The following is a 25,426-nucleotide window of genomic DNA, read 5'->3' on the forward strand; positions in this document are numbered from 1 at the left end:
TGAGCCCCATCTCACATTTACCTTCACATAAAGAACACATCAGTTGTAAGGCGCATAAGTCAGCGCGAAAAACCAAATGGGCCCCATCCGGGAATTCCCGGATGGGGCCCATTCGCTAGCTATCGGCTAGCAGGGGGCGAGAGCCTCAGCTCTGGCCGCCGGCCAGCTTCTCGCGCAGGGCGGCCAGGGCCTCGTCGGAGGCCAGGGCGCCGGAGCCCTCGTCGCTGCTGGACGAGTAGGAACCACCGGCGGCAGCGGCGACGGCGTCGCCACCCTCCTCGGCGGCCTGGGCGTCGGCCTCGCGGCTCTTGATGACCTGCGCCTGGTGCTGCTCGAAGCGGCTCTGCGCCTCGGCGTACTGGCGCTCCCACTCCTCGCGCTGCTTCTCGAAGCCGGGCAGCCAGTCGTTCGCCTCGGGGTCGAAGCCCTCCGGGTAGATGTAGTTGCCCTGGTCGTCGTACGAAGCGGCCATGCCGTACAGGGTCGGGTCGAACTCGACCTCGGCCGGGTTGGCACCCAGCGCCTCGTTGGCCTGCTTCAGCGAGAGGCTGATGCGACGACGCTCGAGGTCGATGTCGATGACCTTGACGAAGATCTCGTCGCCGACCTGGACGACCTGCTCCGGGATCTCCACGTGGCGCTCGGCCAGCTCGGAGATGTGGACCAGACCCTCGATGCCCTCGTCCACGCGGACGAACGCACCGAACGGAACCAGCTTGGTGACCTTACCCGGGACGACCTGACCGATCTGGTGCGTACGGGCGAACTGCTGCCACGGGTCCTCCTGGGTCGCCTTCAGCGACAGGGAGACGCGCTCGCGGTCCATGTCAACGTCGAGAACCTCGACGGTGACCTCCTGGCCGACCTCGACAACCTCGGACGGGTGGTCGATGTGCTTCCAGGACAGCTCGGAGACGTGCACCAGGCCGTCGACGCCACCCAGGTCCACGAAGGCACCGAAGTTGACGATCGAGGAGACGACGCCGGAGCGCACCTGGCCCTTCTGCAGGGTGGTGAGGAAGGTCTGGCGGACCTCGCTCTGGGTCTGCTCCAGCCAGGCACGGCGGGACAGGACCACGTTGTTGCGGTTCTTGTCCAGCTCGATGATCTTGGCCTCGAGCTCCTTGCCCACGTAGGGCTGGAGGTCGCGGACGCGACGCATCTCGACCAGCGAGGCGGGGAGGAAGCCCCGGAGGCCGATGTCGAGGATGAGACCACCCTTGACGACCTCGATGACGGTACCGGTGACGATGCCGTCCTCTTCCTTGATCTTCTCGATCGTGCCCCAGGCACGCTCGTACTGAGCGCGCTTCTTGGACAGGATGAGACGACCCTCCTTGTCCTCCTTCTGGAGAACCAGGGCCTCGATGTTGTCACCGACGGCGACGACCTCGTGCGGGTCAACGTCGTGCTTGATCGAGAGCTCGCGGGACGGGATGACGCCCTCGGTCTTGTAACCGATGTCGAGGAGGACCTCGTCACGGTCGACCTTCACGATGACGCCCTCGACGATGTCGCCATCGTTGAAGTACTTGATGGTCTCGTCGATGGCGGCGAGGAAGGCCTCCGCGTCGCCGATGTCGTTGACCGCGACCTGCGGGGTGGTGCTGAGGGAGGAGTCGGTGGGGCTCGTCATTAGGAAAAGGGCTCCGGTACGGACATGAAAGTCGTAGGTAATGCCACGCGGAGGGCCCGTATCGCTCCCACCGAAAGCCGGACAGCCAAGAACACGGCGCACCGGCGTTCCCGTACAACGAGAATCGGCGTCCGTCTTGCGACCGTGGGGTCTTCGACAGATGCGAGCGCGACCTGCTCCGTCTGAGGCGCGCAGGCCCGCAGCGCAACTTGTAGCATACGGGGACGGCCGGGCACGGTCAATGCCGAAGGACGGCAAGACGGTGGAGCCCGGGCGGATCAGGCCATATCCTCCGATTGCGCGCCTCTCGGCGGCGCCCGGAAGGGCCCTTTCCCCGGATGCCACCGCCAGGACCCGACCCCTCGCAGGGCCGGTTCGCGGCAGCGGCGCTTCCGCACTCCATACCCTACGCGATGGGCATTGTCACCGTGGCCACCACCCCCCAGTCAGACCTCCACGATCTTGACGCATCCGCCGAGGAGGGCGATGACGACGCGGTGCGGCGCGCGGCCGGCACCGGGGAGAGCAGCCGCGCCAGCCGGCACTGGTGGGACCGCAACGCCGACGAGTACCAGGACGAACACGGCGAGTTCCTCGGCGACGACCGCTTCACCTGGTGCCCCGAAGGCCTGGACGAGGCCGACGCCCGCCTGCTCGGCGAGGTCGCCGGGAAGGACGTGCTGGAGATCGGCGCCGGCGCCGCCCAGTGCTCGCGCTGGCTGGCCGCCCGCGGCGCTCGCCCCGTCGCCCTGGACATCTCCCACCGCCAGCTCCAGCACTCCCGCCGGATCGACCTCGGCCGCGGCACCGCGCCCGTCCCGGTCGTCCAGGCCGACGCCGCCGTGCTGCCCTTCGCCGACGGCTCCTTCGACCTCGCCTGCTCCGCCTACGGCGCCGTCCCGTTCAGCGCCGACACCCAAGCCCTGATGCGCGAGGTCCACCGGGTGGTGCGGCCCGGCGGGCGCTGGGTGTTCTCGGTGACCCACCCGATCCGCTGGGCCTTCCCCGACGAGCCCGGCGTCGAGGGCCTCACCGCGGTGGCGTCCTACTTCGACCGCACCCCGTACGTCGAACAGGACGAGCAGGGCCGCGCCACCTACGTCGAACACCACCGCACCCTCGGCGACCGGGTCCGCGAACTCGTCGCCGCCGGCTTCCGACTGGTCGACCTGGTCGAACCCGAGTGGCCGGCCGGCCTGGAACAGGAGTGGGGCGGCTGGTCCCCGCTGCGCGGCCGGCTGATCCCCGGCACCGCGATCTTCGTCACCGAGCGGGGCTGACGCCTTGCTGCCCGACCGATCAGCAGGGGCGGCCTGGCGCGACCTTCCCGTCCGCACCGCCCTGCCCGCGCTGCACGAGGCACTGGACGGCTCCGGCACCGCCGTGCTCGCCGCGCCGCCCGGCACCGGCAAGACCACACTGGTGCCGCTCGCCCTGGCCGGGCTGCTCGATTCCGGCCCTGTCCGACGCGTACTGGTCGCCGAACCGCGCCGGCTCGCCGTCCGGGCCGCCGCCCGGCGGATGGCCTGGCTGCTCGGCTCGTCCGTGGGCGGCGAGGTCGGATACACGGTGCGCGGCGAGCGTCACGTCGGGCCGGACACCGTCGTCGAGGTCGTCACCACCGGCGTCCTGCTGCAACGGCTCCAGCGCGACCAGGAACTGCCCGGCGTGGATGTCGTCGTGCTCGACGAGTGCCACGAACGCCACCTGGACGCCGACACCGCGCTCGCCTTCCTGCTCGACGTCCGCGCCGCGCTGCGGCCCGACCTGGGCCTGGTCTGCGCCTCCGCCACCTCCGACACCGAGGCCTGGGCCGCACTCCTCGGCGGCGCCCCCGTGGTGGAGGCGCACGGGGTGTCCCACCCGGTGGACGTGGTGTGGGCGCCCCCGCCGCGCGCCGTGCGCCCCGCGCACGGCACCCGGGTGGACTTCGCGCTGCTCGACCACGTCGCCTCCGTCGTACGGCGGGCGTTGAGCGAGCGCGACGGGGACGTGCTCTGCTTTCTGCCCGGCGTCGGCGAGATCGCGCGGGTCGCCGGGCAGTTGAACGGCGTCCCGGCCGACGTGCTCCAGCTGCACGGGCGCGCCCCGCAGGCCGTCCAGGACGCGGCGTTGACACCGTCCGACCGACGGCGGGTCGTCCTCGCCACCGCCGTCGCCGAGTCCTCGCTCACCGTGCCCGGTGTACGGGTCGTCGTCGACGCCGGACTCGCCCGCGAACCGCGCACCGACCACGCCCGCGGCTTGGCCGCACTCGTCACCGTCCGGGCTTCGCTCGCCGCCGCCCGGCAGCGCGCCGGACGGGCCGGGCGCGAGGCCCCGGGCACGGTGTACCGCTGTTGGAACGAGGCCGAGGACGCCCTCGCCGCCCGGTTCCCCACCCCCGAGATCGCCCTCGCCGACCTCACCCCGTTCGCCCTCCAGGCCGCCTGCTGGGGTGACCCGGACGCCACCGGCCTGGCCCTGCCCGACGCCCCGCCCGCCGGGGCGATGGCCGCCGCCCGGCAGACCCTGCAGGCCCTCGGCGCCGTCGACACCGAAGGCCGGGCCACCCCGCGCGGCGTCCGCCTCGCCCGCACCGGGCTGCACCCCCGACTGGGGCGGGCGCTCGTCGACGGCGCTCCCGCCGTCGGCGCACGCCGGGCGGCCGAGGTCGTCGCCCTGCTGTCGGAGGAGCCGCCACGGGCGCTCGGGGACGACCTCGCGGCGGTGTGGCGGACCGTGCGCGGTTCCGGTGATCCCTACGCGGGCCGCTGGCGCGACGAAGTCCGCCGACTGCAGCGCGCCGCCGGCGACGAACCCGCCACCCGCCTGCCCGACGCCACCGCCGTCGGACTCGTCGTCGCCCTCGCGTTCCCGGAGCGGATCGCGAGAGCACGGGTGGAACGACCCGCCCCCGGCGAGCGCAGCCCGTACCTGATGGCCTCCGGGACAGCGGCCGAACTCGCCCCCGGCACGGCGCTCGGCGCCGTGCCCTGGCTCGCCGTAGCGGTAGCCGACCGCCCGGCGGGCGCACACTCCGCGCGGGTGCTGCACGCCGCGGCACTGGACGAGGACACCGCGCGGCAAGCGGGGGCGGCGCTGCTCACCGCCCGCGAGGAGGTCCACTGGGACACCCGCCGCGACGAGGTCACGGCCCGCCGGGTCGAATCCCTCGGCGCCATCGAACTCACCGAGAAGCCGCTGAACCGCCCCGACACCACCCTCGTCCGGGCAGCCATCCTCGAAGGCCTCACTCGCGAGGGCGTGCGCACCCTGCTGACCTGGCCGTCACCTGGCCTGCGCGAACGCCTCGCCTTCCTCCACGCCGCCATCGGCGACCCGTGGCCGGACGTGTCCGACGCCGCGCTCCTGGAACGCGCCGACGAGTGGCTGGAACCCGAGCTGTCCCGCGCCCGCCGCCGCGCCGACCTCGCGAGGATCGATACGACGGCAGCCCTGCAGCGCCTGCTCCCGTGGACGAGTGGAGAAGCCGGGCGGCTGGACGAGTTGGCCCCCGAGCGCATCACCGTCCCGACCGGCTCGAAGATACGGGTCGACTACAGCACCGAACGCCCTGTGCTGGCCGTCAAGTTGCAAGAGCTCTTCGGCTGGAAAGCTGCTCCCGCCCTGGCCGGAGGACGCGTCCCGCTCACCGTCCAGCTGCTCTCCCCCGCCGGCCGCCCCGCCGCCATCACCGGCGACCTGGAGAACTTCTGGCGCAACGGCTACCAAGCCGTCCGCGCAGACCTCAGAGGACGCTACCCCCGCCACCCCTGGCCCGAGGACCCGACCACAGCAGAGCCCACGAAGCGCACCAACGCCCGGAAGTGACAGGAGAGCCGAACAGCGAACGGCGCGCAGTGTGTGTCGTTCCGGACGGGGCCGACGCGGGCCGGCTCCGTCGCGGGTCCGACCTGCGACCCGACCTCGCAATCGCGCTCGCGCCGCTGGTGCGATCCCGCGTCCAGGACAACTCATCCCTTACCAGGGGACGACGCCCTCGTCGTCGAAGAACGCGCCGGACGGGCCGTCGTCCGGCAGCGTGGCGAGCCGGATCGCCGTGGCCGCGCCCTGTTCCGGGGTGCGGCTCCCGAAGAAACCGGTGAAGTCGGTCGCGCACAGGCCGGGGCAGGCGGCGTTGATCAGGATGCCCGTGTCGGCGAACTGCCGGGCGTACTGCACGGTCACGGCGTTGAGGAACGCCTTCGACGGCGCGTAGGCCGCCATGATCGCTCCCATCTCGATGTCCGGGTCGGCCTGCCGGGTCATGGAGCCGACGCCGCTGGAGATGTTGACGATGCGCGGCGAGGACGAGCGGCGCAGCAGCGGGAGCATTGCGTTCGTCACCCGGATGACGCCGATGACGTTGGTCTCCACGACCGTGCGGACCAAGTCGAGGTCGAGGGTCGTTGGGTCCTGCACCCAGCCCGGACCCATCTCTCCGGAGATGCCCGCATTGTTGACCAGCACGTCCAGCCCTCCGGCCTGACGCTCGATCAGCTCCGCTGCGTCGGCGACGCTCTGGGTGCCGGTCACGTCCAGCGGCACGCCGAACGCGTCGGCCCCGGCGGCGCGCAGCTTCTCGACGGCGGTTTCGAGTCGGCCTGCGTCCCGCGCTCCGACGGCCACGCGGTATCCGAGGGCTCCGAGGCCGGTGGCGATCGCGTAGCCGATTCCCTTGTTCGCGCCGGTGACCAGCGCGATCTTCGTTTCGCTCATGCCGTCCATGCTCGCTCCCAGGCGACCGCGCCGGCCAACACCGATCGGGTGCGCTGTGATACCCGGTCGGTATCGTAGGAGTACGCTGCCGCCGTGGACGCCTTGGAGACCCGCGAGCTGAGATACTTCGTGGCCGTCGCCGAGGAGCTTCACTTCGGCCGGGCCGCCGAACGCCTGGGCATGGCCCAGCCGCCACTGTCGCGGGCGGTCCAGCAGCTCGAACGGCGTCTCGGCGTAAGCCTCCTGGAACGCAACCGCCGCGGCGTCGCGCTGACCGATGCCGGAACGGTGCTGCTGCACGAGGGCCGCGCGACGCTCGACGCCGCCACCGCCGCCGCACGCCGCACCCGCCGCGCCGGCGGAGCGGACAACCTGAGCGGAGAGCGCACCCGTCTGGTGCTGGCGGTGAAGACCGCCGCGGCTCACGAACTGCTGCAGAAGCTCCTCGACGCCTACGCGGCCGAGCCTGACGCCGCCGAGGTCGAGGTCCTGCAGTGCGGCATGTGCGACCAGGAAGCACGGCTGCGCGACGGCAGCGCCGACGTCGCGCTGATGCACGTGCCGTTCAACTCCCTCGCCGGGTTCGACAGCGAGGAGCTCATGACCGAGAACCAGTTCGCCATTCTGCCCGCCGGACACCCCCTGGCCGCGCGCAAGACCTTGTCCCTGGCCGACATCAGCAACGTCCCCGACCTCCCACCGGCGCGCTGGCCCCGTCACGGCATCTACGCGCCCGGCCCCGGCCCCGAGATCCGCGATCAGACGCAGTTGGCGCAACTGGTCGCGCTGGGACGCACCGTCGCCATCGTGCCGGATTCCGCGCGCGCCTGGCTGTGGTCCGCGCACGCCGCCGTCCCCCTGACCAACGCGCCCCCCGTCGTCACCCACATCGCCTGGCCCGCGCACAGCCGCTCACCAGCCCTGGCCGGCCTGATCAGGACCGCCGTACAGCTCGCATCCTCCCGGTAGCCGCCGGTGGGGCGGACGGTTCCTGCCGCCTGGCGCGAAGCCCGGTCAGGCCGCACTGGACTCCTCGCGTTCGACGAGCACGCCTTTGCCGAAGCGGACCCCGGCCCGAACGAGGGCGACCAGGTGGGGTGCGTTGACGGCGCGCCAGCGGTCCTGGGCGGACTCGATGAGCTTGAACGTCAGGGCCACGGCGGCCGAGCGGACCCGGCGCCGCGGGTGACCTTGGTGCGCAGCCGCACGGCCTACCGCTGAAGCCGTCCACAGGGCCGGTGCCCTGCGGGTGCCCGGCGGGCCGGCGACCCAGCGGGCTTCACCGCTACGCCGTCCCGGAAGGCGCGGCCCACCAGGTCGAGGGCGTCGCGACCGTGTAACCCAGCGACTCGTACAGCGGCCTGCCCAGCTTCGAGGCGGTGAGCGTGGCCGGCAGGTCCGCCAGGTGGGCGAGGGCTCCGAGCATCACGGCCCGGCCCACCCCGCGCGAGCGGAACGCCGACGACGCGGCGACCCAGTAGTGGCTGCCGACGCCGTCGGCCACGACGCTGACGCAGGCTCCCGCGACCGCACCGTCGAGCGAGGCGACGAACACGTCCACGCCCGGCTGTTCGATCAGCGCCGTCGGGAACAGCTCGCCGGGGCGGTAGGGCTCGAATCGGTCCAGTTCGAAGCCCTCGATCACCACCCGCTCGGCTGTCTGGAGGTCCTCGGGCCGCCTCACCCGGGTCACGTCGAGGGCCGGTTCGCCGACGGGCCCGGGCAGGCGCAGCATGATCGGCATCTGCCAGTTGCGCATGCCCAGGTGGCTCAGGTCGGTCGCGCTGAACGGATCCTCGACGTTCACCGCCCCCGCGGCCCCGCGCACCAGTTCGCCCACCTCGGCCAGTTCGCCTGGGTCGAGGTCGGGCTCCTGGACCAGGATCCGCAGGCCCGCGCGCTCGTCGCCGTCGACCGCGAGGAATCCGCGGCGTCGGATCACCTCGTGTCCCCGGCTCCGACCGGTCGCGGCCCAGAAGGCGGCGGAGTTGCGGGCCTGGCTGGTCGGCGCCTCGGCCGGGGACAGGGGCTGGTCGGTCGCAGTGGATCCTGTTGTCATTGTGCCTACGGTAGTACGAAATTGACTTGTCGTATGGGCCAATTCCCCGCAAGCCGGCTGGGCCACCCCGGGGCCGCCGATGACGGCGGGCCCGCACGCTCCACGCGTCCGGGCCCGCCGAGAACCGCTTGCGGCACCGTCAGTGCGCGGCGGTCTCCCAGTTGGCGCCGACGCCGACCGAGACGTCCAGCGGGGCGCGCAGCGGGTAGGCGCCGGCCATCTGCTCGCGGACCACGGCCTCCACCCGCTCGCGCTCGCCCGGGACCAGCTCCAGGACGATTTCGTCGTGCACCTGGAGCAGCATCCGGGAGGTGAGGCCGGCCGCGCGCAGCGCCTCGTCCACCCGGAGCATGGCGATCTTGACGATGTCGGCGGCCGAGCCCTGGATCGGGGCGTTGAGGGCCATCCGCTCGGCCATCTCGCGGCGCTGGCGGTTGTCGCTGTTGAGGTCCGGCAGGTACCGGCGGCGGCCGAGCAGGGTCTCGGTGTACCCCGTCGCGCGGGCCTCGTCGACGACCCGGCGCAGGTAGTCCCGGACGCCGCCGAAGCGCTCGAAGTAGGTGTCCATGAGGCCCTGCGCCTCGGCGGGCTTGATGCCGAGCTGCTGCGAGAGCCCGTACGCGGACAGCCCGTACGCCAGGCCGTAGGACATCGCCTTGATCTTGCGGCGCATCTCGGCGTCGACCGCGGCGCCCGGCACCTCGAAGACCTGGGAGGCGACGGTGGTGTGCAGGTCCTCGCCGGAGGCGAAGGCCTCGATCAGCGCCTCGTCCTCGGACAGGTGCGCCATGATCCGCAGCTCGATCTGCGAGTAGTCGGCGGTGAGCAGCGTCTCGTAGCCCTGGCCGACGACGAAGGCGCGGCGGATGGCGCGGCCCTCCTCTGTGCGGACCGGGATGTTCTGCAGGTTCGGGTCCTGCGAGGAGAGCCGGCCGGTGGCGGCGACCATCTGGTTGAAGGTGGTGTGGATCCGGCCCTTGGGCGAGACGGTCTTGAGCAGGCCCTCGACGGTGGTGCGCAGCTTGGCCTGGTCGCGGTGGCGCAGCAGGATGACGGGCAGCTCGTTGTCGGTCTGGGTGGCCAGCCAGGTGAGCGCGTCAGCGTCGGTGGTGTAGCCGGTCTTGATCTTCTTGGTCTTGGGGAGCGCGAGCTCGCCGAAGAGGATCTCCTGGAGCTGCTTGGGCGAGCCGAGGTTGAACTCGTGCCCGGCGGCGGCGTGTGCCTCCTCGACGCAGCGCTGGATCTCGGCGGCGAACTGCGCCTCCAGCGTGGTGAGCCACTCGCGGTCGGCGGCGATGCCGTAGCGCTCCATGCGGGCGAGCAGGGCGGCGATGGGCAGTTCCATGTCGCGCATCAGCCCGGTGGCGCCGACCTCGGCGAGGCGGGTGTCGAAGAGCGCGGCGAGGTCGAGCACGGCGCGGGCCTGGAGCATCAGCGAGCGGGCGGCCGCGGTCTCGTCCTCCTCCGGCGCGTCGAAGGCGAGTTGGCCGCTCTCGGTGGCGGGGGCCGGGGTGAGCGAGCGGGCCAGGTACTCCTCGGCGAGCACCTCCAGGGTGAAGGTGCGGCGGCCGGGCTTCTCCAGGTAGGCGGCGAGCGCGGTGTCGGCGACGACGCCCCCGACCGTCCAGCCTCGCTCGGCGAAGGCGCGCATGACCTGCTTGGCGATGTGCAGGGCCTTGGGTGCGGTGGCGTCGGCGAGCCAGCCGGCGAAGGCCTGCTCGTCCTCCTCGGCGAGCAGCGCCGGGTCGAACCAGGCGGCGGTCTCCCCGGCGGCGAGGGCCACTTCGGTGACCTCGCCGGTGCCGAGCGCCCACTGGTAGACGGCGGCGAGCGCGACCGTGGTCTTGCCGTCGGAGGCGTGCTCGCGGAGCCAGGCGGCCAGGGTGCCCGGGTCGGTGAGCAGTTCGCCGTCCACCTCGACGCCGGGGGCGAGTTCGGCTTCGGCGGCGGCCTCGCCGGCGGCCGGGTCGATGCCGTGGACGCGGTCGCGGAAGTTGGCGTTGCGGAACTCCAGCGAGTCCATCAGGGTGCCGACGGCGGCCCTGTCGAACGGTGCGCGGGCCAGGTCGGCGACGCCGAGCGGGAGTTCGACGTCGCGGACCAGCTCGGTGAGGACGCGGTTGCGCTTGACCGAGTCGAGGTGGTCGCGCAGCTTCTCGCCGATCTTGCCCTTCACCTCGTCGGCGCGGGCGACGAGTTCGTCGAAGGAGCCGAACTGGTTGACCCACTTGGCGGCGGTCTTCTCGCCGACGCCGGGGATGCCGGGCAGGTTGTCGGACGGGTCGCCGCGCAGCGCGGCGAGGTCCGGGTACTGGCGCGGGGTGACGCCGTACTTCTCGGTGACCTTCTCCGGGGTGAAGCGGGTGAGCTCGGAGACGCCCTTGGTCGGGTAGAGGACGGTGACGTGGTCGGTGACCAGCTGGAGCGAGTCGCGGTCGCCGGTGACGATGTCGACGTCGTAGCCGGCCGCCTCGGCGGCGGTGGCCAGGGTGGCGATGATGTCGTCGGCCTCGAAGCCCTCGGCGGTCAGCCGGGGGATGCTCATGGCGTCGAGCAGTTCGCCGATCAGGCCGATCTGGCTGCGGAACTCGTCGGGGGTCTTGGCGCGGTTGGCCTTGTAGTCGGGGAACTCGACGGAGCGGAACGTCTGCCGGGAGAGGTCGAAGGCGACGGCGACGTGGGTGGGCTGCTCGTCGCGGACGGTGTTGGCGAGCATCGACGCGAAGCCGTAGACCGCGTTGGTGGGCTGCCCGGTGGAGGTGTTGAAGTTCTCCACGGGCAGGGCGTAGAAGGCCCGGTAGGCCATCGAGTGCCCGTCGAGCAGCATCAGCCGGGGCCGCGGGCCGGCCCCGCCGCCACCCGTCGCGCCCTTGTCCGTACTCTGCGTAGCCACGTCAACGTCCGTTCCTGCCGATTCCACTACCGGCCACCGATCCTATGGCCCGGCACCGACAAAAGGGGCACGCCGCCGGCGGCCCTGGCACCGCGGCGGCGGGGCGGCAGAGGTGCCCGCCCGGGCGTCCACCGGAGCCGCCACGCCAGCCCCGGCCGCGCGCGGTACCGCCGAGTAGGACGGTCGTACGATCACAGGCAGCACGCCCCGTGACCCCCGAGCGGCAGGAGTTCCCCCATGGCCGATGCGGCCCCCGACACCGCCCCCGTCCTGAAGGTCCCGCAGGACGTCCTGGACCACTTCGCCAAGCTCGGTGTGAGCCCGGAGACCTTCTCCGGCGGCGACCTCGGCGAGAAGCTCGGCATCCGGATCGTCGAGGCCTCCGGCGACCGCGTGGTCGGCACCATGCCGGTGGAGGGCAACCAGCAGCCGTACGGGCTGCTGCACGGCGGCGCGTCCGCGGCCCTGGCGGAGACGCTGGGCTCGATCGGGGCGATGCTGCACGCCGGCCCCGGCCGGTACGCGGTCGGCGTGGACCTCAACGCGACCCACCACCGCTCGGCGACGTCCGGCCTGGTCACCGGGGTGGCGACGGCCGTGTTCAAGGGCCGCACCGCCGCCACCTACGAGATCGCGGTCACCGACGACACCGGCAAGCGGGTCACCAGCTGCCGGCTGACCTGCATGTTGCGCGACCTCTGACGTCCCGGCCGGCGCCGCGGCGCCCCACCCGTCACCACAGGTGTACCCGGCCCCACCGGTAACGTCCCTACCTTCGAAGCAAGTTCAGTCAAGACGACATCAAGTCCCTTTACCGCCCCCTTGTTTGACCATCCGCCACTCTGGGCAGGCGTTGGTCTGGACAAGGGGGCGGTTCGCATGTCCGGCGGGGGCCGACGCGTTCCCGACCCTTGTAACGCTGCGTAACAAGCAGGAAATCCGAGCAAAACCCGACCCCGAGCGCTCCCGGGGCCCCGGGGTCGCTTGACCGTGCTCTTCTCGTCCGCAATCCGGACGCTACCGGTCGAAACATGGGAATCGGACTTGACTGTTCGATTATCGGTGACGCCAGCCGCAACCCCCATTTCCGGCCCTTACATCGCCCTACCAGCGCGTAAACACCCGAAAGGGCCGGATCGATCGAGCCGAAACGACCACATGGTGAGACAACTGCTCCGTGTGCTCATAACAAGAGAATCACAGCCTGCTCGCAGCACTGCCCGAGCCGCCCAACGGCATCTAGAGTCACGGCCAGTCACCGCGCCATCCGAATGGGCCTGGCCCTCCGCGCACTCCGGCTCCCGCCACTCCGGCGCGGGCGCATCCCGAACCGAAGGGGACCCTCGTGCGTCACCGTTCAGCAGTTGTCGTGAGCATTGCCGTGATCGCCGCCCTCAGCCTCAGCGCCTGCGGCTCTCGCGGTGACAAGAAGTCCGGCGACGGGGGCAGCGGCGGCGGCTCCGCCACCACCGTCACCATCGGCATCGACGCCCCGCTCACCGGCGACCTCTCCGCCATCGGCCTCGGCATCCGCAACTCCGTCGAACTCGCGGCGAAGAAGGCCAACGAGGCCAACGAGGTCCCCGGCGTCAAGTTCCAGATCAAGGCCCTGGACGACACCGCCAAGCCCGGCCCCGGCCAGCAGAACGCCACCCAGCTGGTCGGCGACACCAGCGTCGTCGGCGTCGTCGGCCCGCTCAACTCCAGCGTCGCCCAGTCGATGCAGCAGATCTTCGCCGACGCCAACCTGGTCGAGATCTCCCCCGCCAACACCGGCGTCGCCCTCAGCCAGGGCGAGAAGTGGGCCAGCGGCGAGAAGAAGCGTCCCTTCAAGACCTACTTCCGCACCGCCACCACCGACGCCGTCCAGGGCCCCTTCGCCGCCCAGTACCTCGCCAAGGACGCCAAGAAGTCCAAGGTCTTCCTCATCGACGACCAGAAGACCTACGGCGCCGGCCTGGCCGCCACCTTCAAGGCCGAGTTCGTCAAGCAGGGCGGCGCCATCGTCGGCGAGGAGCACGTCAACCCCGACGACCGCGACTTCGCCGCCATCGTCACCAAGGTCAAGAGCTCCGGCGCCGAGGCCGTCTACTACGGCGGCGAGTACCCCGCGGCCGGCCCGCTCTCCCTCCAGCTCAAGGAGGCCGGCGTCGCCATCCCGCTGATGGGCGGCGACGGCATGCAGAGCGCCGACTTCATCAAGCTCAACCCGAAGAGCGCCGGCGACCTCGCCACCGCCGTCGGCGGCGCCGTCGAGAAGCTCCCGACCGCCGCGAAGTTCATCGCCGACTACAAGGCCGCCGGTTACAAGGACGCCTACGAGACCTACGGCGGCTACTCCTACGACAGCGGCTGGGCCATCATCCAGGCCGTCAAGGCCGTCGTCGCCGCCAACAACGGCAAGCTCCCGGCCAACCCCCGCGCCGCCGTCGTCGACGCCGTCCAGAAGGTCTCCTTCGACGGCGTGACCGGCAAGGTCTCCTTCGACGAGTTCGGTGACACCACCAACAAGCAGCTCACCGTCTACGCCGTCAAGGACGGCAAGTGGGACGTGGAGAAGACCGGCACCTTCGAAGGCTGACCCACCACCGGATCCGACACCACCGAACCACCCACCCGGATCCGGCACCACCGAACCACCCAGCGCGCGGGGGCGCCACGAGTGCCCCCGCGCGCCCCCACATCCACCACCCACGCGGACACCCCCGAACGCACTACGGAGGCCCAGCGGTGCACGACCTACCGCAGCAGCTGGCCAACGGCCTGATCCTCGGCGCCCTCTACGGGCTCGTCGCGATCGGCTACACGATGGTCTACGGCATCGTCCAGCTCATCAACTTCGCCCACGGCGAGATCGTCATGGTCGGCGGCTTCGGCGCCCTGACCGCCTACCTCGCCCTCCCCGGCGGCACCACCCTCTGGCTGGCCCTACCGCTGATGCTGATCGCCGGCGTCCTGGTCTCCACCCTCACCGCCGTCGCCGCCGAGCGGTTCGCCTACCGCCCCCTGCGCAACGCGCCCCGGCTCGCCCCGCTGATCACCGCGATCGGGCTGTCCATCTTCCTCCAGCAGCTCGTCTTCTCCTTCTACCCCGACGCCAAGAAGGCCCGGGTCTTCCCCAAGATCCCCGGCGACCCCTTCAGCCTCGGCTCCGTCACCATCCAGCGCAGCGACCTCTTCCTGATCATCGCCGCCCCGCTCTGCATGCTCGCCCTGGGCTGGTTCGTCACCCGCACCCGCTCCGGCCGCGCCATGCAGGCCACCAGCCAGGACCCGGACACCGCCAAGCTGATGGGCATCGACACCGACCGCATCATCGTCATGGCCTTCGCCATCGGCGCCGCGTTCGCCGCCGTCGCCGCCATCGCCTACGGCCTGCGCAGCGGCCAGGTCGACTTCCGGATGGGCTTCATCCTCGGCCTCAAGGCCTTCACCGCCGCCGTCCTCGGCGGCATCGGCAACATCTACGGAGCCATGCTCGGCGGCCTCGCCCTCGGCCTCGCCGAAGCCCTCGCCACCGGATACATCCAGCACCTGCCCGGCATGCACCTCTTCGGGGGCGGCGCCTGGAAGGACGTCTGGGCCTTCGTACTCCTCATCCTCGTGCTCCTCGTCCGGCCCCAAGGCCTGCTCGGCGAGCGCGTCGCGGACAGGGCGTGACCACCATGACCACCACGACCACCGAGACCACCCCGGTCATCCCCCTGCCGGCCCGCGCCGCCGCGGCCCTCACCGGCCTCGGCGCCCTCGCCACCGCCGCCTCCGCCGCCATGGCCTGGACCTGGACCTCCGACTTCCCCGGCGACCTCACCTACTACGGCTCCCCGGCCGGCCTCCAGTGGCTCGCCCTCGCGGCCGGCCTCCTCACCCTGGCCGTGCTGCTCGGCTCCCAGGGCGTCCCCGGCCTGCGCTGGGTCACCCCCGCCGGCAGCAACAACGCCGTCCTGTACGCCGCCACCGGCACCCTCGCCGTCAGCGCCTACTCCGTCGCCTCCATCGCCGTCGAACTCGACGGCCTCGTCAACCTCGAACCCGGCGGCTGGGTCCTCGCCGCCGGCGGCCTGCTCACCGTCCTCGGCGCCCTCGGCCTCCCGCTCGACCGGCGCACCGCCGTCCCGCTGCGGATCGTCGACAAGCGCCTCTTCCTGCTCGTCCCGGCCGCCCCCCTGGTCTGGTTCGGCGCCCACGCCGTCCCCGGCGACAAGCCCGTCGCCCCCGTCCTGACCGCCCTCGCGGGCGGCGTGGTCATCGCCACCGGCGCCGTCCTCCTCCTCCAGCTCGGCCACCTCGCCAACACCTGGCTGCGCCTCGGCAAGGTCGAGCGCCCGCTCGCCGCCCCCCGCGCGCTGCCGTCCTGGGTCGAGGTCCTGATCATCATCGTCGCCTTCGGGCTCGGCCTCTTCGCGATCACCTTCGGCATCGACACCGAGTACGGCGAACTCTTCATCGGCTGCCTGCTGTTCGCCGGCCCCACCCTCGCCGCCCTCACCAAGTCCGGCCTGATCGCCCGGCTGCGCGCACTGACCGTCAAGCACCGCCCGGTCACCACCGGCGCGGCGTTCGCCGCCGCCGCGAGCTTCCCCTTCACCCAGAGCAGCGACCAGTACACCTCGGTCGCCACCAACATCCTGATCTTCGCCACCGTCGCCCTCGGCCTCAACATCGTCGTCGGCCTGGCCGGCCTGCTCGACCTCGGGTACGTCGCCTTCCTCGGCGTCGGCGCCTACGCCGCCGCCCTGGTCTCCGGCTCCCCCGCCTCGCCCATCCACGTCCAGTTCCCGTTCTGGGCCGCGATGCTCACCGGCGCCGCCGTCTCCATGGTCTTCGGCGTCCTCATCGGCGCCCCCACCCTGCGGCTGCGCGGCGACTACCTCGCCATCGTCACCCTCGGCTTCGGCGAGATCTTCCGCATCACCATGCTCAACCTCAACGGCACCACCGGCCCCAAGATCACCAACGGCTCCAACGGCATCCCGCGGATCCCCGACCTGGAGATCCTCGGCTTCGACCTCGGCAAGCCCCACACCGTCGCCGGCATCGAACTCGGCCGCTTCTCCAACTACTACCTGCTGATGCTGCTCGTCACCGCCCTGGTCGTGCTCGTCTTCGCCCGGGTCGGCAACTCCCGCATCGGCCGCGCCTGGGTCGCCATCCGCGAGGACGAGACCGCCGCCGAGGCCATGGGCATCAACGGCTTCCGCCTCAAGCTCCTCGCCTTCGCCCTCGGCGCCTGCCTCGCCGGCCTCGCCGGCACCGTCCAGGCTCACGTCAGCTACACCGTCACCCCCGACCAGTACACCTTCGCCGAGGCCCTCCCGCCCAACTCCGCCTTCCTGCTCGCCGCCGTCATCCTCGGCGGCATGGGCACCATCAGCGGACCGCTGGCCGGCGCCACCCTCCTCTTCCTCATCCCGAAGAAGCTCGAATTCCTCGCCGACTACCAGCTCCTCGCATTCGGCGCCGCCCTCATCATCCTGATGCGCGTCCGCCCCGAGGGCCTCATCCCCAACCGGCGCCAGCAGCTGGAGTACCACGAGGCCGCCATCCCGGCCCAGCCCACCGGCGAGCCGACCGCACTCACCAAGGCAGGGGCGTGACCGACCCGATGACCACCACCGCCGCACCCCTGCTCGAAGTCACCGGCGTCACCATGCGCTTCGGCGGCCTCACCGCCGTCAACGACGTCTCCCTCACCGTCGGCGAGGGCGAGATCATCGGCCTCATCGGCCCCAACGGCGCCGGCAAGACCACCTTCTTCAACTGCCTCACCGGCCTGTACGTCCCCACCGAGGGCACCGTCCGCTACCGCGACGTCCAACTGCCCCCCAAGCCCCACCTCGTCACCCAGGCCGGCATCGCCCGCACCTTCCAGAACATCCGGCTCTTCGCCAACATGACCGTCCTGGAGAACGTCCTCGTCGGCCGCCACACCCGCACCAAGGAAGGCATCTTCTCCGCCATCCTCCGCGGGCCCGGCTACCACCGCGCCGAAGCCGAGAGCCGCGCCAAGGCCATGGAACTCCTCGAGTTCACCGGCCTCGCCGCCAAGGCCGACCACCTCGCCCGCAACCTCCCCTACGGCGAGCAGCGCAAGCTGGAGATCGCCCGCGCCCTCGCCTCCGACCCCGGCCTGCTCCTCCTCGACGAGCCCACCGCCGGCATGAACCCCCAGGAGACCCGCGCCGCCGAGGAACTCGTCTTCGCCATCCGGGACAAGGGCATCTCCATCCTCGTCATCGAGCACGACATGCGCTTCATCTTCAACCTCTGCGACCGCACCGCCGTGCTCGTCCAGGGCCAGAAGATCGTCGAGGGCGACCGCGAGACCGTCCAGAACGACGAGCGCGTCATCACCGCCTACCTCGGCGCCCCGCTCGACGACACCGCGGTCACCCCCCGCGAAGACAGCACCCCGGCAGTTCCGGAGACCGTTACGGAGACCGACCAGTGACCGCACTCCTCGAGGTCGAGGACCTCCGCGTCGCCTACGGCAAGATCGAAGCCGTCAAGGGCATCAGCTTCACCGTCGAACAGGGCGAGGTCACCACCCTCATCGGCACCAACGGCGCCGGCAAGACCACCACCCTGCGCACCCTCTCCGGCCTCCTCAAGCCCACCTCCGGCCGCATCACCTTCGACGGCCAGGACCTCTCCACCGTCCCCGCCCACAAGATCGTCTCGCTCGGCCTCGCCCACTCCCCCGAAGGCCGGCACATCTTCCCCCGCATGACCATCGAGGAGAACCTCCTCCTCGGCGCCTTCCTGCGCACCGACACCGCCGGCATCACCGCCGACGTCGAACGCGCCTACGGCCTCTTCCCCATCCTCGGCGAACGCCGCAAGCAGGCCGCCGGCACCCTCTCCGGCGGCGAACAGCAGATGCTCGCCATGGGCCGGGCCCTGATGTCCCAGCCCAAGCTGCTCATGCTGGACGAACCCTCCATGGGCCTCTCCCCGCTGATGATGCAGAAGATCATGGCGACCATCATCGAGCTCAAGGCCGGCGGCACCACCATCCTCCTGGTCGAGCAGAACGCCCAGGCCGCCCTCTCCCTGTCCGACCGCGGCTACGTCATGGAGACCGGCCGCGTCGTCCTCTCCGGCACCGGCGCTGACCTCCTCCACGACGAGTCCGTCCGCAAGGCCTACCTCGGCGAGGACTGACCCCCACCACGCACGAAGGGCCCGGCAGATCCCCTGCCGGGCCCTTCCTCGCTGTGCGACCTACTCGGGCGCGCCCTCTTCCGCCTTCTTGCGGTCCTGGGCCTCGCCCTCCTCGATGACCGCCTCGGCCACCGCCGCCATCGTCATCCGCCGGTCCATCGACGTCTTCTGGATCCACCGGAACGCGGCCGGCTCGTTCAGCCCGAACTTCGTCTGCAGCACGCCCTTCGCCCGGTCCACCAGCTTCCGGGTCTCCAACCGCTGGGTGAGATCCCCGATCTCCTTCTCCAGCGCCCGCATCTCGGTGTACCGCGACACCGCCATCTCGATCGCCGGCACCAGGTCCGACTTCGAGAACGGCTTCACGATGTACGCCATCGCCCCGGCGTCCCGCGCCCGGTCCACCAGCTCCCGCTGCGAGAACGCGGTCAGCATCAGCACCGGAGCCAGGTGCTTCTCGTGGATCTGCTCGGCGGCCGACAGCCCGTCCAGCACCGGCATCTTCACGTCGAAGATCGCCAGGTCCGGCTTCAGCTCCTCCACGAGCTTCACCGCCGTCGCCCCGTCCCCCGCTTCGCCGACGACGGTGTACCCCTCCTCCTCCAGCATCTCCTTCAGATCGAGGCGGATCAGCGCCTCGTCCTCGGCGATCACGATCCGGGTGATCTGGGGCGTATCGGTCTCAAGCGGCTGTGCCTGCTCGTCGGCGGTGCTCACGGGGCTCCTAGTTCCGGCGGGGTACTGCAGTAATCGAGGGTACCTAGCAGCGGCGGACCGCACACAGCCGGTATGCTCTGTCGGGACTGGCCCCGCCGGGTTGGTGGAACGGCATACACGGATGTCTCAAACACATCTGCCCGAAAGGGCTTGCGGGTTCGAATCCCGCACCCGGCACGCTTCGCAGCATTCCGATCGACCAGCGGTTCCCACTGCTCCGGTGTCCTCTCCCGGAGCCCCGAGGTTCCCCTCCTCCTCGGCGCCCGTGTGCCTCAGCTCGCCTGTTCCAGCGGTTCCAGCTCCACGGTGAGCCGCATTCCGAGCGCCTCGGCGTACCGCTCCAGAATCATGATGGTGGGCATCGTCCCACCCGCCTCGAAACGGGCCACGGCCGGCTGTTGCGTCCCGGTCGCGGCGGCCAGTTGGGCCTGAGTCATACCGAGGGCCTCTCGTCGCAGGCGTACGGCCTCGCCGAGTTCGAAGCGGATCCGCGCGGCCTCGTAGGCCGCACCGGCACCCGGGCGGTTCAGGATCTCCTCGCGCACAGCACGCCACGACGCGCGCTCGCTCATCTGACCCACTCCTCGTCCTCGTCCAGGGTGTGTTGCTCGGTCACGCAGCGGCGCAGCGCCCGCCTCGCCCTGTCCACTTCGGCGGTCTCCCGCATGCGTGTCTTGCGGAACACGGTCAGCAGGATGATCCTCCTCCCCGAGGCGATCCAGTAGGTGATGCGCATTTCCAGTTCGTTCAGGTGAAAGCGCAGTTCCCGGAGCTTGCCGTCCAGCTGCCTGCTGTGGGGCTCCCCGAGCAGTGGCCCACGGACAGCGAGCAGGTCGACATAGAACGCGACCGTTTCCCTGTCGGCGTGACTCAGACCGCGGATCCAGTCCTGAACTTCCGGCTCCAGCTCGACGTCTCCCCAAGTCATAACACGGATGTTATGGAGCCGCTACCGTCGCGCGCCGCGATTCACACACCGAACCGGCGGCGTCCCCCCGTATGAGGGATGCCGCCGGCGAACATCCGAACGATCCTCACTCAGGCGTCCAGCGTCCCCACGTGGTGGACGCGGACGAGGTTGGTGGAGCCGGCGAGGCCGGGGGGTGAGCCCGCGGTGATGACGACGATGTCGCCCTTCTGGCAGCGGCCGAGCGACAGCAGGGCCGCGTCGACCTGTTCGACCATCTGGTCCGTGGTCGGGGCGAACGGGCCGAGGAAGGTCTCCACGCCCCAGGTGAGGGCGAGTTGGCTCCGGACGGCCGGTTCGTAGGTGAAGGCGAGGACCGGGATGGGTGAGCGGTAGCGGGTCAGTCGGCGGGCGGTGTCGCCGGACTGGGTGAAGGCGATGAGGTACTTGGCGTGCAGGAAGTCGCCGATCTCGGCGGCGGCGCGGGCGACGGCGCCGCCCTGGGTGCGCGGCTTGCTGCCGGTGGTCAGCGGGGGCAGGCCGGCGGCGAGGATGTCGTTCTCGGCGGCTTCGATGATCCGGCCCATGGTCTTGACCGTCTCGACGGGGTACTTGCCGACCGAGGTCTCCCCGGAGAGCATCACCGCGTCGGTGCCGTCGAGGACGGCGTTGGCGACGTCGGAGGCCTCCGCGCGGGTCGGCCGGGAGGCGTTGATCATCGAGTCGAGCATCTGGGTGGCGACGATGACCGGTTTGGCGTTGCGCCGGGCGAGCTTGATGGCGCGCTTCTGGACCAGCGGGACCTGTTCGAGGGGCATCTCCACGCCCAGGTCGCCGCGGGCCACCATGATGCCGTCGAAGGCGTCGACGACGGATTCGAGGTTCTTCACCGCCTGCGGCTTCTCGATCTTGGCGATGACCGGGACGAAGCGGCCCTCCTCGGCCATGACCCGGTGGACGTCCTCGATGTCGCGGCCGCTCCGGACGAAGGAGAGCGCGATCAGGTCGGCCCCGGTGCGCAGTGCCCACCGCAGGTCGGCGACGTCCTTGTCGCTGAGTGCGGGGACGGAGACGGCGACGCCGGGGAGGTTGAGGCCCTTGTGGTCGGAGACCAGGCCGCCTTCGATGACGAGGCAGCGCACGCGGGGGCCGTCGACGGCGACGACTTCCAGGGTGACGCGGCCGTCGTCGACGAGGATGCGTTCGCCGCGACTGACGTCGGCCGCGAGTCCGGTGTAGGTGGTGCCGCAGATGTCCTTGTCCCCCACGACGCCCTTGTCGGTGGAGATGGTGAACTCGTCGCCGCGTTCGAGGAGTACCGGCCCGTGGGCGAAGGTGTCGAGGCGGATCTTCGGGCCTTGAAGGTCGGCGAGGACGCCGACGCTCCGGCCGGTTTCGTCGCTGGCCTTGCGGACGCGGCGGTAGCGTTCCTCGTGTTCGGCGTGCGTGCCGTGGCTGAGGTTGAATCGGGCGATGTCCATCCCGGCGTCGACCAGGGATTTGATCTGGTCGTACGAGTCGGTGGCGGGCCCGAGAGTGCAGACGATTTTTGCTCGGCGCATAGTGCTGAGACTAGGCATTACCGGCGCGTAACCACGAGGCGGGTCCGGTCCGCGGGATGACCTTTGGGGTAAGGCGAGTTGAACAATCTGACACGCCCTCGGACCGGTGTGCGAACGGGCTCCTCCGGACCCGTCCGACCGCTCCCGTGACGGACCGTCCGATGCGATTCCGTGAAGGGGTGTTCACCCTTCGTTCACCGCCTCTTCCGTTGGCGCTCCCCGCCCGGCGGGACGCTCGTCACCCCCGGGTGACGATCCGGAGGTTCCGGGTCACCACCCGGACGATGGAGCGACGCGGACGAAGTCGCTGACGAGGGGGAGGCGTTCGGCATGAGACGCGGAGGCGTTCTGGGGGTGGTGGCGACCTTGGCCCTGTTGGGCTGGGTCGCCTACGCGCTGATCCCCGACGACAGCGGGGCCGGGACCCCGGTGGTCACGGTCACGGGCCTGATCGGGTCGGAGAAGCGCGACTTCTTCGACAACCCCGATGTCAAGGCCGAGTTGAAGAAGCAGGGCCTGGAGGTCCGGGCGGACTCGACGGGCTCCTGGACGATGAGCGAGCAGGCGAGGAGCACCAAGGGGCTGGACTTCGCCTTTCCGGCGAGCGCCGCGCCGGCCCGGGAGATCCAGCGCAACTGGCAGCTGACGGACTCGCCGCTGGTGCCGTTCTACTCGCCGCTGGTGGTCGTGACGCACGAGTCGGCGGCGAAGGTCCTGAAGGAGAACCAGCTGGCGGACGTGGACGGCAAGGGCGTCTGGACGTTCCACATGGACAAGTACGTGGCGGCGCTGAAGTCCGGTCAGAAGTGGAAGGACCTGCAGGGTGCCGCGGAGCACCCGGAGCTGGCCGGACCGCTGTTCGTGTCCACCACGGACCCGGAGACGTCCTCCTCGGGCGCGATGTACCTGGCGCTGCTCTCGTACGTCGCGAACGGCAACCAGGTGGTGCAGGACGACGCCGGCGTCAACGCCGTCCGGGACGTGCTGGCGACCTCGAACGGCGTCCAGGGCATGCAGAAGATCAGCAGCGACGAGCCGTTCCGCGACTTCTTCGCCGGCGTCGGCACGCTGGTCTTCGCGTACGAGTCGCAGGCGGCCGCGCTGCCGCTGCGGGGCAAGGACACCGGGGACATGGTGGTGATGTACCCGGACACCACGATCCAGTCGGACCACACCCTGGTGGCCCGGACGGAGGCCGGCCGGAAGCTGGCCGACGCGCTGGAGAACGACGCGGTGCTGCGCGGTCTGGAGGCCCGGTTCGGTCTGCGCCCGCAGGCCGACCAGGAGGCCTTCTGGAACCTGATGAAGGACAAGAAGCCGGCCTTCGCGCACGACCTGCGCACCTCCGGGTTCAAGCAGGCCACGCTGCCCTCACTGGACAACATGCTCAAGCTGACCGCCGCGGCGAAGGGTGGAAGCCCGAAGTGAACCTCCGTACGAAGCGCCGCAGCCGGCTCACCGCCGCACTGGTGGCCGTCCTGGCGGCGGTGACCGCCTGCACGTCCTCCGGCGGCACGTCCGGGCCGAGGCCGTCGGACCCGCCGGCGGAGACCGCGAGGCCCGGGGTGCTGCGCGTCCTGGCCGGCAGCGAACTGCAGGACCTGGCACCGGTGCTGGAGGACGCCAGGAAGGCCACCGGGGTGACGGTGCAGTTCTCCTGGACGGGCACGCTGGACGGCGCGGACACCGTCTCCTCGGGCCGGGCCGACGGCAAGTACGACGCGGTGTGGTTCCCGTCGAACCAGTACCTGCGCCTGGACCCGACCGGGAAGTCCAAGGTGCTGTCCGAGACGCCGGTGATGGTCTCGCCGGTGGCGATCGGGGTGCGCTCCTCGGTGCTCGGCGACCTGGGCTGGGGGGACGGCTCGAAGGTGACCTGGGCGCAGGTCGGTGACGCGGCCGCGGCCGGCAAACTGACGTACGGGATGGCCGACCCGTCGCGCTCCAACTCCGGCTTCTCCACGCTGGTGGCGGTCGCATCGGCGTTCTCCGGGGCGGACGGGGCGCTGGCCGAGGCGGACGTGCAGAAGGCGGCACCGCGGCTGAAGCAGTTCTTCACCGGCCAGAAGCTGACGTCCGGCTCCTCGGGCTGGCTGGCCCAGGCGTACACCCGGGCCGAGTCGGGCTCGGTGGGGGCGCTGGTGAACTACGAGTCGGTGCTGCTGTCGTTGAACCGGACGCTGCCGCCGCAGCAGCAGCTGACGGTGGTGCGCCCGGTGGACGGCGTGGTGTCGGCGGACTACCCGCTGTCATTGCTGTCCTCCGCGGCGCCGGACCAGCGCGACGCCTTCCAGCGGCTGACCTCGTACCTGCTCAAGGACGAGGTGCAGAAGCGCATGTCCGAGGTGACGCTGCGCCGCCCGGCCGCGGCGGGTGTGGCCCCGGCCGCCGGCCTGCCGACGGACCGCCGCCGGGAGCTGCCGTTCCCGGGGACGCGGGCGGTCGCGGACGGCCTGCTGGCCTCGTACCAGAACGAGCTGCGCCGCCCGTCCCGGACGGTGTACGTGCTGGACACCTCGGGTTCGATGGAGGGTTCGCGGATCGCGGCGCTGAAGACCGCGCTGAGCCGGCTGACGGGCGCGGACGACACCCGCGGGGTGCGCCGCTTCCGCAACCGCGAGGAGGTCACCCTGCTCTCCTTCGCCTCCGCGGTGAAGTGGGCGAAGACGCACGTGGTGCCGCCGTCCGGCAGCCGGCCCGGCCCGCAGGCGGAGCTGGCGGCGATCGACGCGGACGTGCAGTCGCTGTCGGCCTCGGGGGGCACCGCGCTGTACGACTCGCTGGAGGAGGCGTACCGGGTGATCGAGCGTCAGCAGGCGGCGGCGAACGACGACCGCTTCACGTCGATCGTGCTGATGACCGACGGGGAGAGCAACGCCGGCGCGACGGACGCCGACTTCAAGCGCTTCCACGACGCGCTGCCGGCCTGGGAGAAGTCGGTCCCGGTGTTCCCGATCAGGTTCGGCGAGGCGGCGGTGTCCCAGCTGCAGGGCGTCGCGGACCTCAGCGGCGGCAAGCTGTTCGACGGCTCGGGGTCGCTGGACGGGGCGTTCGAGGAGATCCGTGGCTACCAGTGACGGGCCCGCCCGACGGGCGCTGCGGTACCTGAACTCGCCCAGGAACCTGGCCGGGCTCGGGGGCGGCGCCGTCGGGGTGGGACTGCACTACCTCGGGCTCGGCGGGGACCTGTGGCTGGGGGTGGCGGCCGCCCTGTACGGGGTGGGTGCGCTGGTCGCCCCCGGCCGCGGGCCCGCCGGGCCGGGGGGCCCGGAGGGATCGGACGGCCCGAACGGTCCGAGGAGTCGGGAGGGCGCGGGCACCCCGGACGACCCGGAGGGCGGCTCCCCGGAGCCGGTGCCGCAGCCGGTGCCGGTGCCGCAACCCGTGCCGGCGCCGGCGCCGCAGCCCGACCCCGAACTGGAGGCGCTGGCCGCCTACCTGGACACCGTGCCGCTGCCGCCCTCCGCCGGGGTGGACGGCCTGCTGACGGCCCTGCGCGAGGCCGGCCCCGGTCCGGTGACGGAGCGGATCGTCCGGCACCGGCTGCCGCTCGCGGTGGCCGGCTACCTGCGGGCGCGGACCTGGCAGCCGTGGGCGGGCGCGGACGCCCCGGACCCCGCGGCCGAGCTCGGCCGTGAGGTGGTCCTGCTGAGCGCCGAACTGGCCTGATCCACGAGGCCGGGGAGGCCGGCCCGGAAGCCTGACCTGGGGTCCGACCCGGAACGGCCTCCGGGCCGGGCCCGTCCGGCCCCCCTACCACCCCCGTCCCCGCCCGCCGTCGTCACGA

General features: G+C 71.3%; 20 protein-coding genes, 1 tRNA gene and 1 pseudogene. 13 read left to right on the forward strand and 9 right to left on the reverse strand.

All coding sequences use genetic code 11. From position 1 onward, the window contains the following. Nucleotides 1-145 precede the first annotated feature (145 nt). The gene (gene rpsA / locus AB0D10_RS17245) at nt 146-1,636 is read right to left on the reverse strand and encodes a 30S ribosomal protein S1 (RefSeq protein ID WP_049653883.1); all 1,491 of its coding nucleotides are present in this window, start codon (nt 1,634-1,636) and stop codon (nt 146-148) included. 413 nt (nt 1,637-2,049) lie between these two features. Here rpsA and AB0D10_RS17250 point away from each other — a divergent pair, with 413 nt between their 5' ends. Continuing rightward, a complete protein-coding gene (locus tag AB0D10_RS17250) occupies nt 2,050-2,916 on the forward strand; it encodes a class I SAM-dependent methyltransferase (protein WP_360256752.1) in 867 nt (288 codons plus the stop codon). A 4-nt stretch (nt 2,917-2,920) separates the two neighbouring features. Then, nucleotides 2,921-5,449 (forward strand): ATP-dependent helicase HrpB, encoded by a 2,529-nt coding sequence (gene hrpB / locus AB0D10_RS17255; protein WP_360256755.1) that lies wholly within the window; start codon nt 2,921-2,923, stop codon nt 5,447-5,449. Between the two features lie 150 nt (nt 5,450-5,599). On the opposite strand, the gene AB0D10_RS17260 is transcribed toward hrpB, so the two are convergent. Continuing rightward, entirely contained in the window at nt 5,600-6,337 is a 738-nt protein-coding gene (locus AB0D10_RS17260; RefSeq protein ID WP_360256757.1) for an SDR family oxidoreductase, read from the reverse strand. Between the two features lie 93 nt (nt 6,338-6,430). Between AB0D10_RS17260 and AB0D10_RS17265 the strand changes: the two genes are divergently transcribed. Next, nucleotides 6,431-7,306, forward strand: coding sequence for a LysR family transcriptional regulator (locus tag AB0D10_RS17265; RefSeq protein ID WP_360256760.1), 876 nt, complete (start codon nt 6,431-6,433; stop codon nt 7,304-7,306). 45 nt (nt 7,307-7,351) lie between these two features. Here the strand turns inward: AB0D10_RS17265 and AB0D10_RS17270 are convergent. The 3 genes and pseudogenes from AB0D10_RS17270 to polA all read right to left on the reverse strand — a co-directional run. Next, nucleotides 7,352-7,545, reverse strand: a pseudogene (locus tag AB0D10_RS17270) (IS256 family transposase); the annotation flags it as partial. A gap of 77 nt (nt 7,546-7,622) precedes the next feature. Continuing rightward, the gene (locus AB0D10_RS17275) at nt 7,623-8,396 is read right to left on the reverse strand and encodes a GNAT family N-acetyltransferase (protein WP_360256762.1); all 774 of its coding nucleotides are present in this window, start codon (nt 8,394-8,396) and stop codon (nt 7,623-7,625) included. A gap of 139 nt (nt 8,397-8,535) precedes the next feature. After that, nucleotides 8,536-11,223, reverse strand: a complete 2,688-nt coding sequence (polA, locus tag AB0D10_RS17280) for a DNA polymerase I (RefSeq protein ID WP_360256969.1) — start codon at nt 11,221-11,223, stop codon at nt 8,536-8,538. A gap of 303 nt (nt 11,224-11,526) precedes the next feature. Between polA and AB0D10_RS17285 the strand changes: the two genes are divergently transcribed. From AB0D10_RS17285 to AB0D10_RS17310, 6 genes are all read left to right on the forward strand, one after another. Beyond that, entirely contained in the window at nt 11,527-11,991 is a 465-nt protein-coding gene (locus tag AB0D10_RS17285; RefSeq protein WP_360256764.1) for a hotdog fold thioesterase, read from the forward strand. 643 nt (nt 11,992-12,634) lie between these two features. Continuing rightward, nucleotides 12,635-13,870 carry a branched-chain amino acid ABC transporter substrate-binding protein gene (locus tag AB0D10_RS17290; protein ID WP_360256766.1) on the forward strand — a complete coding sequence of 412 codons (1,236 nt, stop codon included), beginning with the start codon at nt 12,635-12,637 and terminating at the stop codon, nt 13,868-13,870. Between the two features lie 149 nt (nt 13,871-14,019). After that, nucleotides 14,020-14,949 (forward strand): branched-chain amino acid ABC transporter permease, encoded by a 930-nt coding sequence (locus tag AB0D10_RS17295; protein WP_360256768.1) that lies wholly within the window; start codon nt 14,020-14,022, stop codon nt 14,947-14,949. 5 nt (nt 14,950-14,954) lie between these two features. After that, nucleotides 14,955-16,886 carry a branched-chain amino acid ABC transporter permease gene (locus tag AB0D10_RS17300; protein ID WP_360256770.1) on the forward strand — a complete coding sequence of 644 codons (1,932 nt, stop codon included), beginning with the start codon at nt 14,955-14,957 and terminating at the stop codon, nt 16,884-16,886. An 8-nt stretch (nt 16,887-16,894) separates the two neighbouring features. Next, nucleotides 16,895-17,740 (forward strand): ABC transporter ATP-binding protein, encoded by an 846-nt coding sequence (locus tag AB0D10_RS17305; RefSeq protein ID WP_360256971.1) that lies wholly within the window; start codon nt 16,895-16,897, stop codon nt 17,738-17,740. Next, nucleotides 17,737-18,453 (forward strand): ABC transporter ATP-binding protein, encoded by a 717-nt coding sequence (locus AB0D10_RS17310; RefSeq protein ID WP_360256772.1) that lies wholly within the window; start codon nt 17,737-17,739, stop codon nt 18,451-18,453. The genes AB0D10_RS17305 and AB0D10_RS17310 overlap by 4 nt, the downstream gene beginning before the upstream one ends. Before the next feature lie 60 nt (nt 18,454-18,513). On the opposite strand, the gene AB0D10_RS17315 is transcribed toward AB0D10_RS17310, so the two are convergent. Then, the gene (locus AB0D10_RS17315) at nt 18,514-19,170 is read right to left on the reverse strand and encodes a response regulator (RefSeq protein WP_360256774.1); all 657 of its coding nucleotides are present in this window, start codon (nt 19,168-19,170) and stop codon (nt 18,514-18,516) included. A 94-nt stretch (nt 19,171-19,264) separates the two neighbouring features. On the opposite strand from AB0D10_RS17315, the gene AB0D10_RS17320 reads away from it, so the two are divergent. After that, nucleotides 19,265-19,347 (forward strand) — tRNA-Leu (locus AB0D10_RS17320). A 95-nt stretch (nt 19,348-19,442) separates the two neighbouring features. Here AB0D10_RS17320 and AB0D10_RS17325 read toward each other — a convergent pair. The 3 genes from AB0D10_RS17325 to pyk all read right to left on the reverse strand — a co-directional run bounded on the left by AB0D10_RS17325 (nt 19,443) and on the right by pyk (nt 21,639). Next, nucleotides 19,443-19,742, reverse strand: a complete 300-nt coding sequence (locus AB0D10_RS17325; RefSeq protein ID WP_360256776.1) for a helix-turn-helix transcriptional regulator — start codon at nt 19,740-19,742, stop codon at nt 19,443-19,445. After that, complete coding sequence (locus tag AB0D10_RS17330) at nt 19,739-20,098, reverse strand: type II toxin-antitoxin system RelE/ParE family toxin (RefSeq protein WP_360256778.1); 360 nt, start codon at nt 20,096-20,098, stop codon at nt 19,739-19,741. Before AB0D10_RS17330 ends, AB0D10_RS17325 begins: the two co-directional genes overlap by 4 nt. 110 nt (nt 20,099-20,208) lie before the next feature. Next, on the reverse strand, nt 20,209-21,639 hold the full coding sequence (gene pyk, locus AB0D10_RS17335; protein ID WP_360256780.1) for a pyruvate kinase: 1,431 nt from the start codon (nt 21,637-21,639) through the stop codon (nt 20,209-20,211). Nucleotides 21,640-21,969: 330 nt separating this feature from the next. Between pyk and AB0D10_RS17340 the strand changes: the two genes are divergently transcribed. Genes AB0D10_RS17340 through AB0D10_RS17350 form a run of 3 tightly spaced genes read left to right on the forward strand, consistent with a single transcriptional unit; the run spans nt 21,970 to nt 25,308 of the window. Next, the gene (locus AB0D10_RS17340) at nt 21,970-23,067 is read left to right on the forward strand and encodes a substrate-binding domain-containing protein (protein WP_360256782.1); all 1,098 of its coding nucleotides are present in this window, start codon (nt 21,970-21,972) and stop codon (nt 23,065-23,067) included. Then, entirely contained in the window at nt 23,064-24,716 is a 1,653-nt protein-coding gene (locus tag AB0D10_RS17345) for an extracellular solute-binding protein (RefSeq protein ID WP_360256784.1), read from the forward strand. Before AB0D10_RS17340 ends, AB0D10_RS17345 begins: the two co-directional genes overlap by 4 nt. Next, the gene (locus AB0D10_RS17350) at nt 24,703-25,308 is read left to right on the forward strand and encodes a hypothetical protein (RefSeq protein ID WP_360256786.1); all 606 of its coding nucleotides are present in this window, start codon (nt 24,703-24,705) and stop codon (nt 25,306-25,308) included. Before AB0D10_RS17345 ends, AB0D10_RS17350 begins: the two co-directional genes overlap by 14 nt. The last annotated feature ends 118 nt before the right edge of the window (nt 25,309-25,426 follow it).

Source organism: Kitasatospora sp. NPDC048545, assembly GCF_040651155.1.
In the GTDB taxonomy this organism is placed as follows: Bacteria; Actinomycetota; Actinomycetes; order Streptomycetales; family Streptomycetaceae; genus Kitasatospora.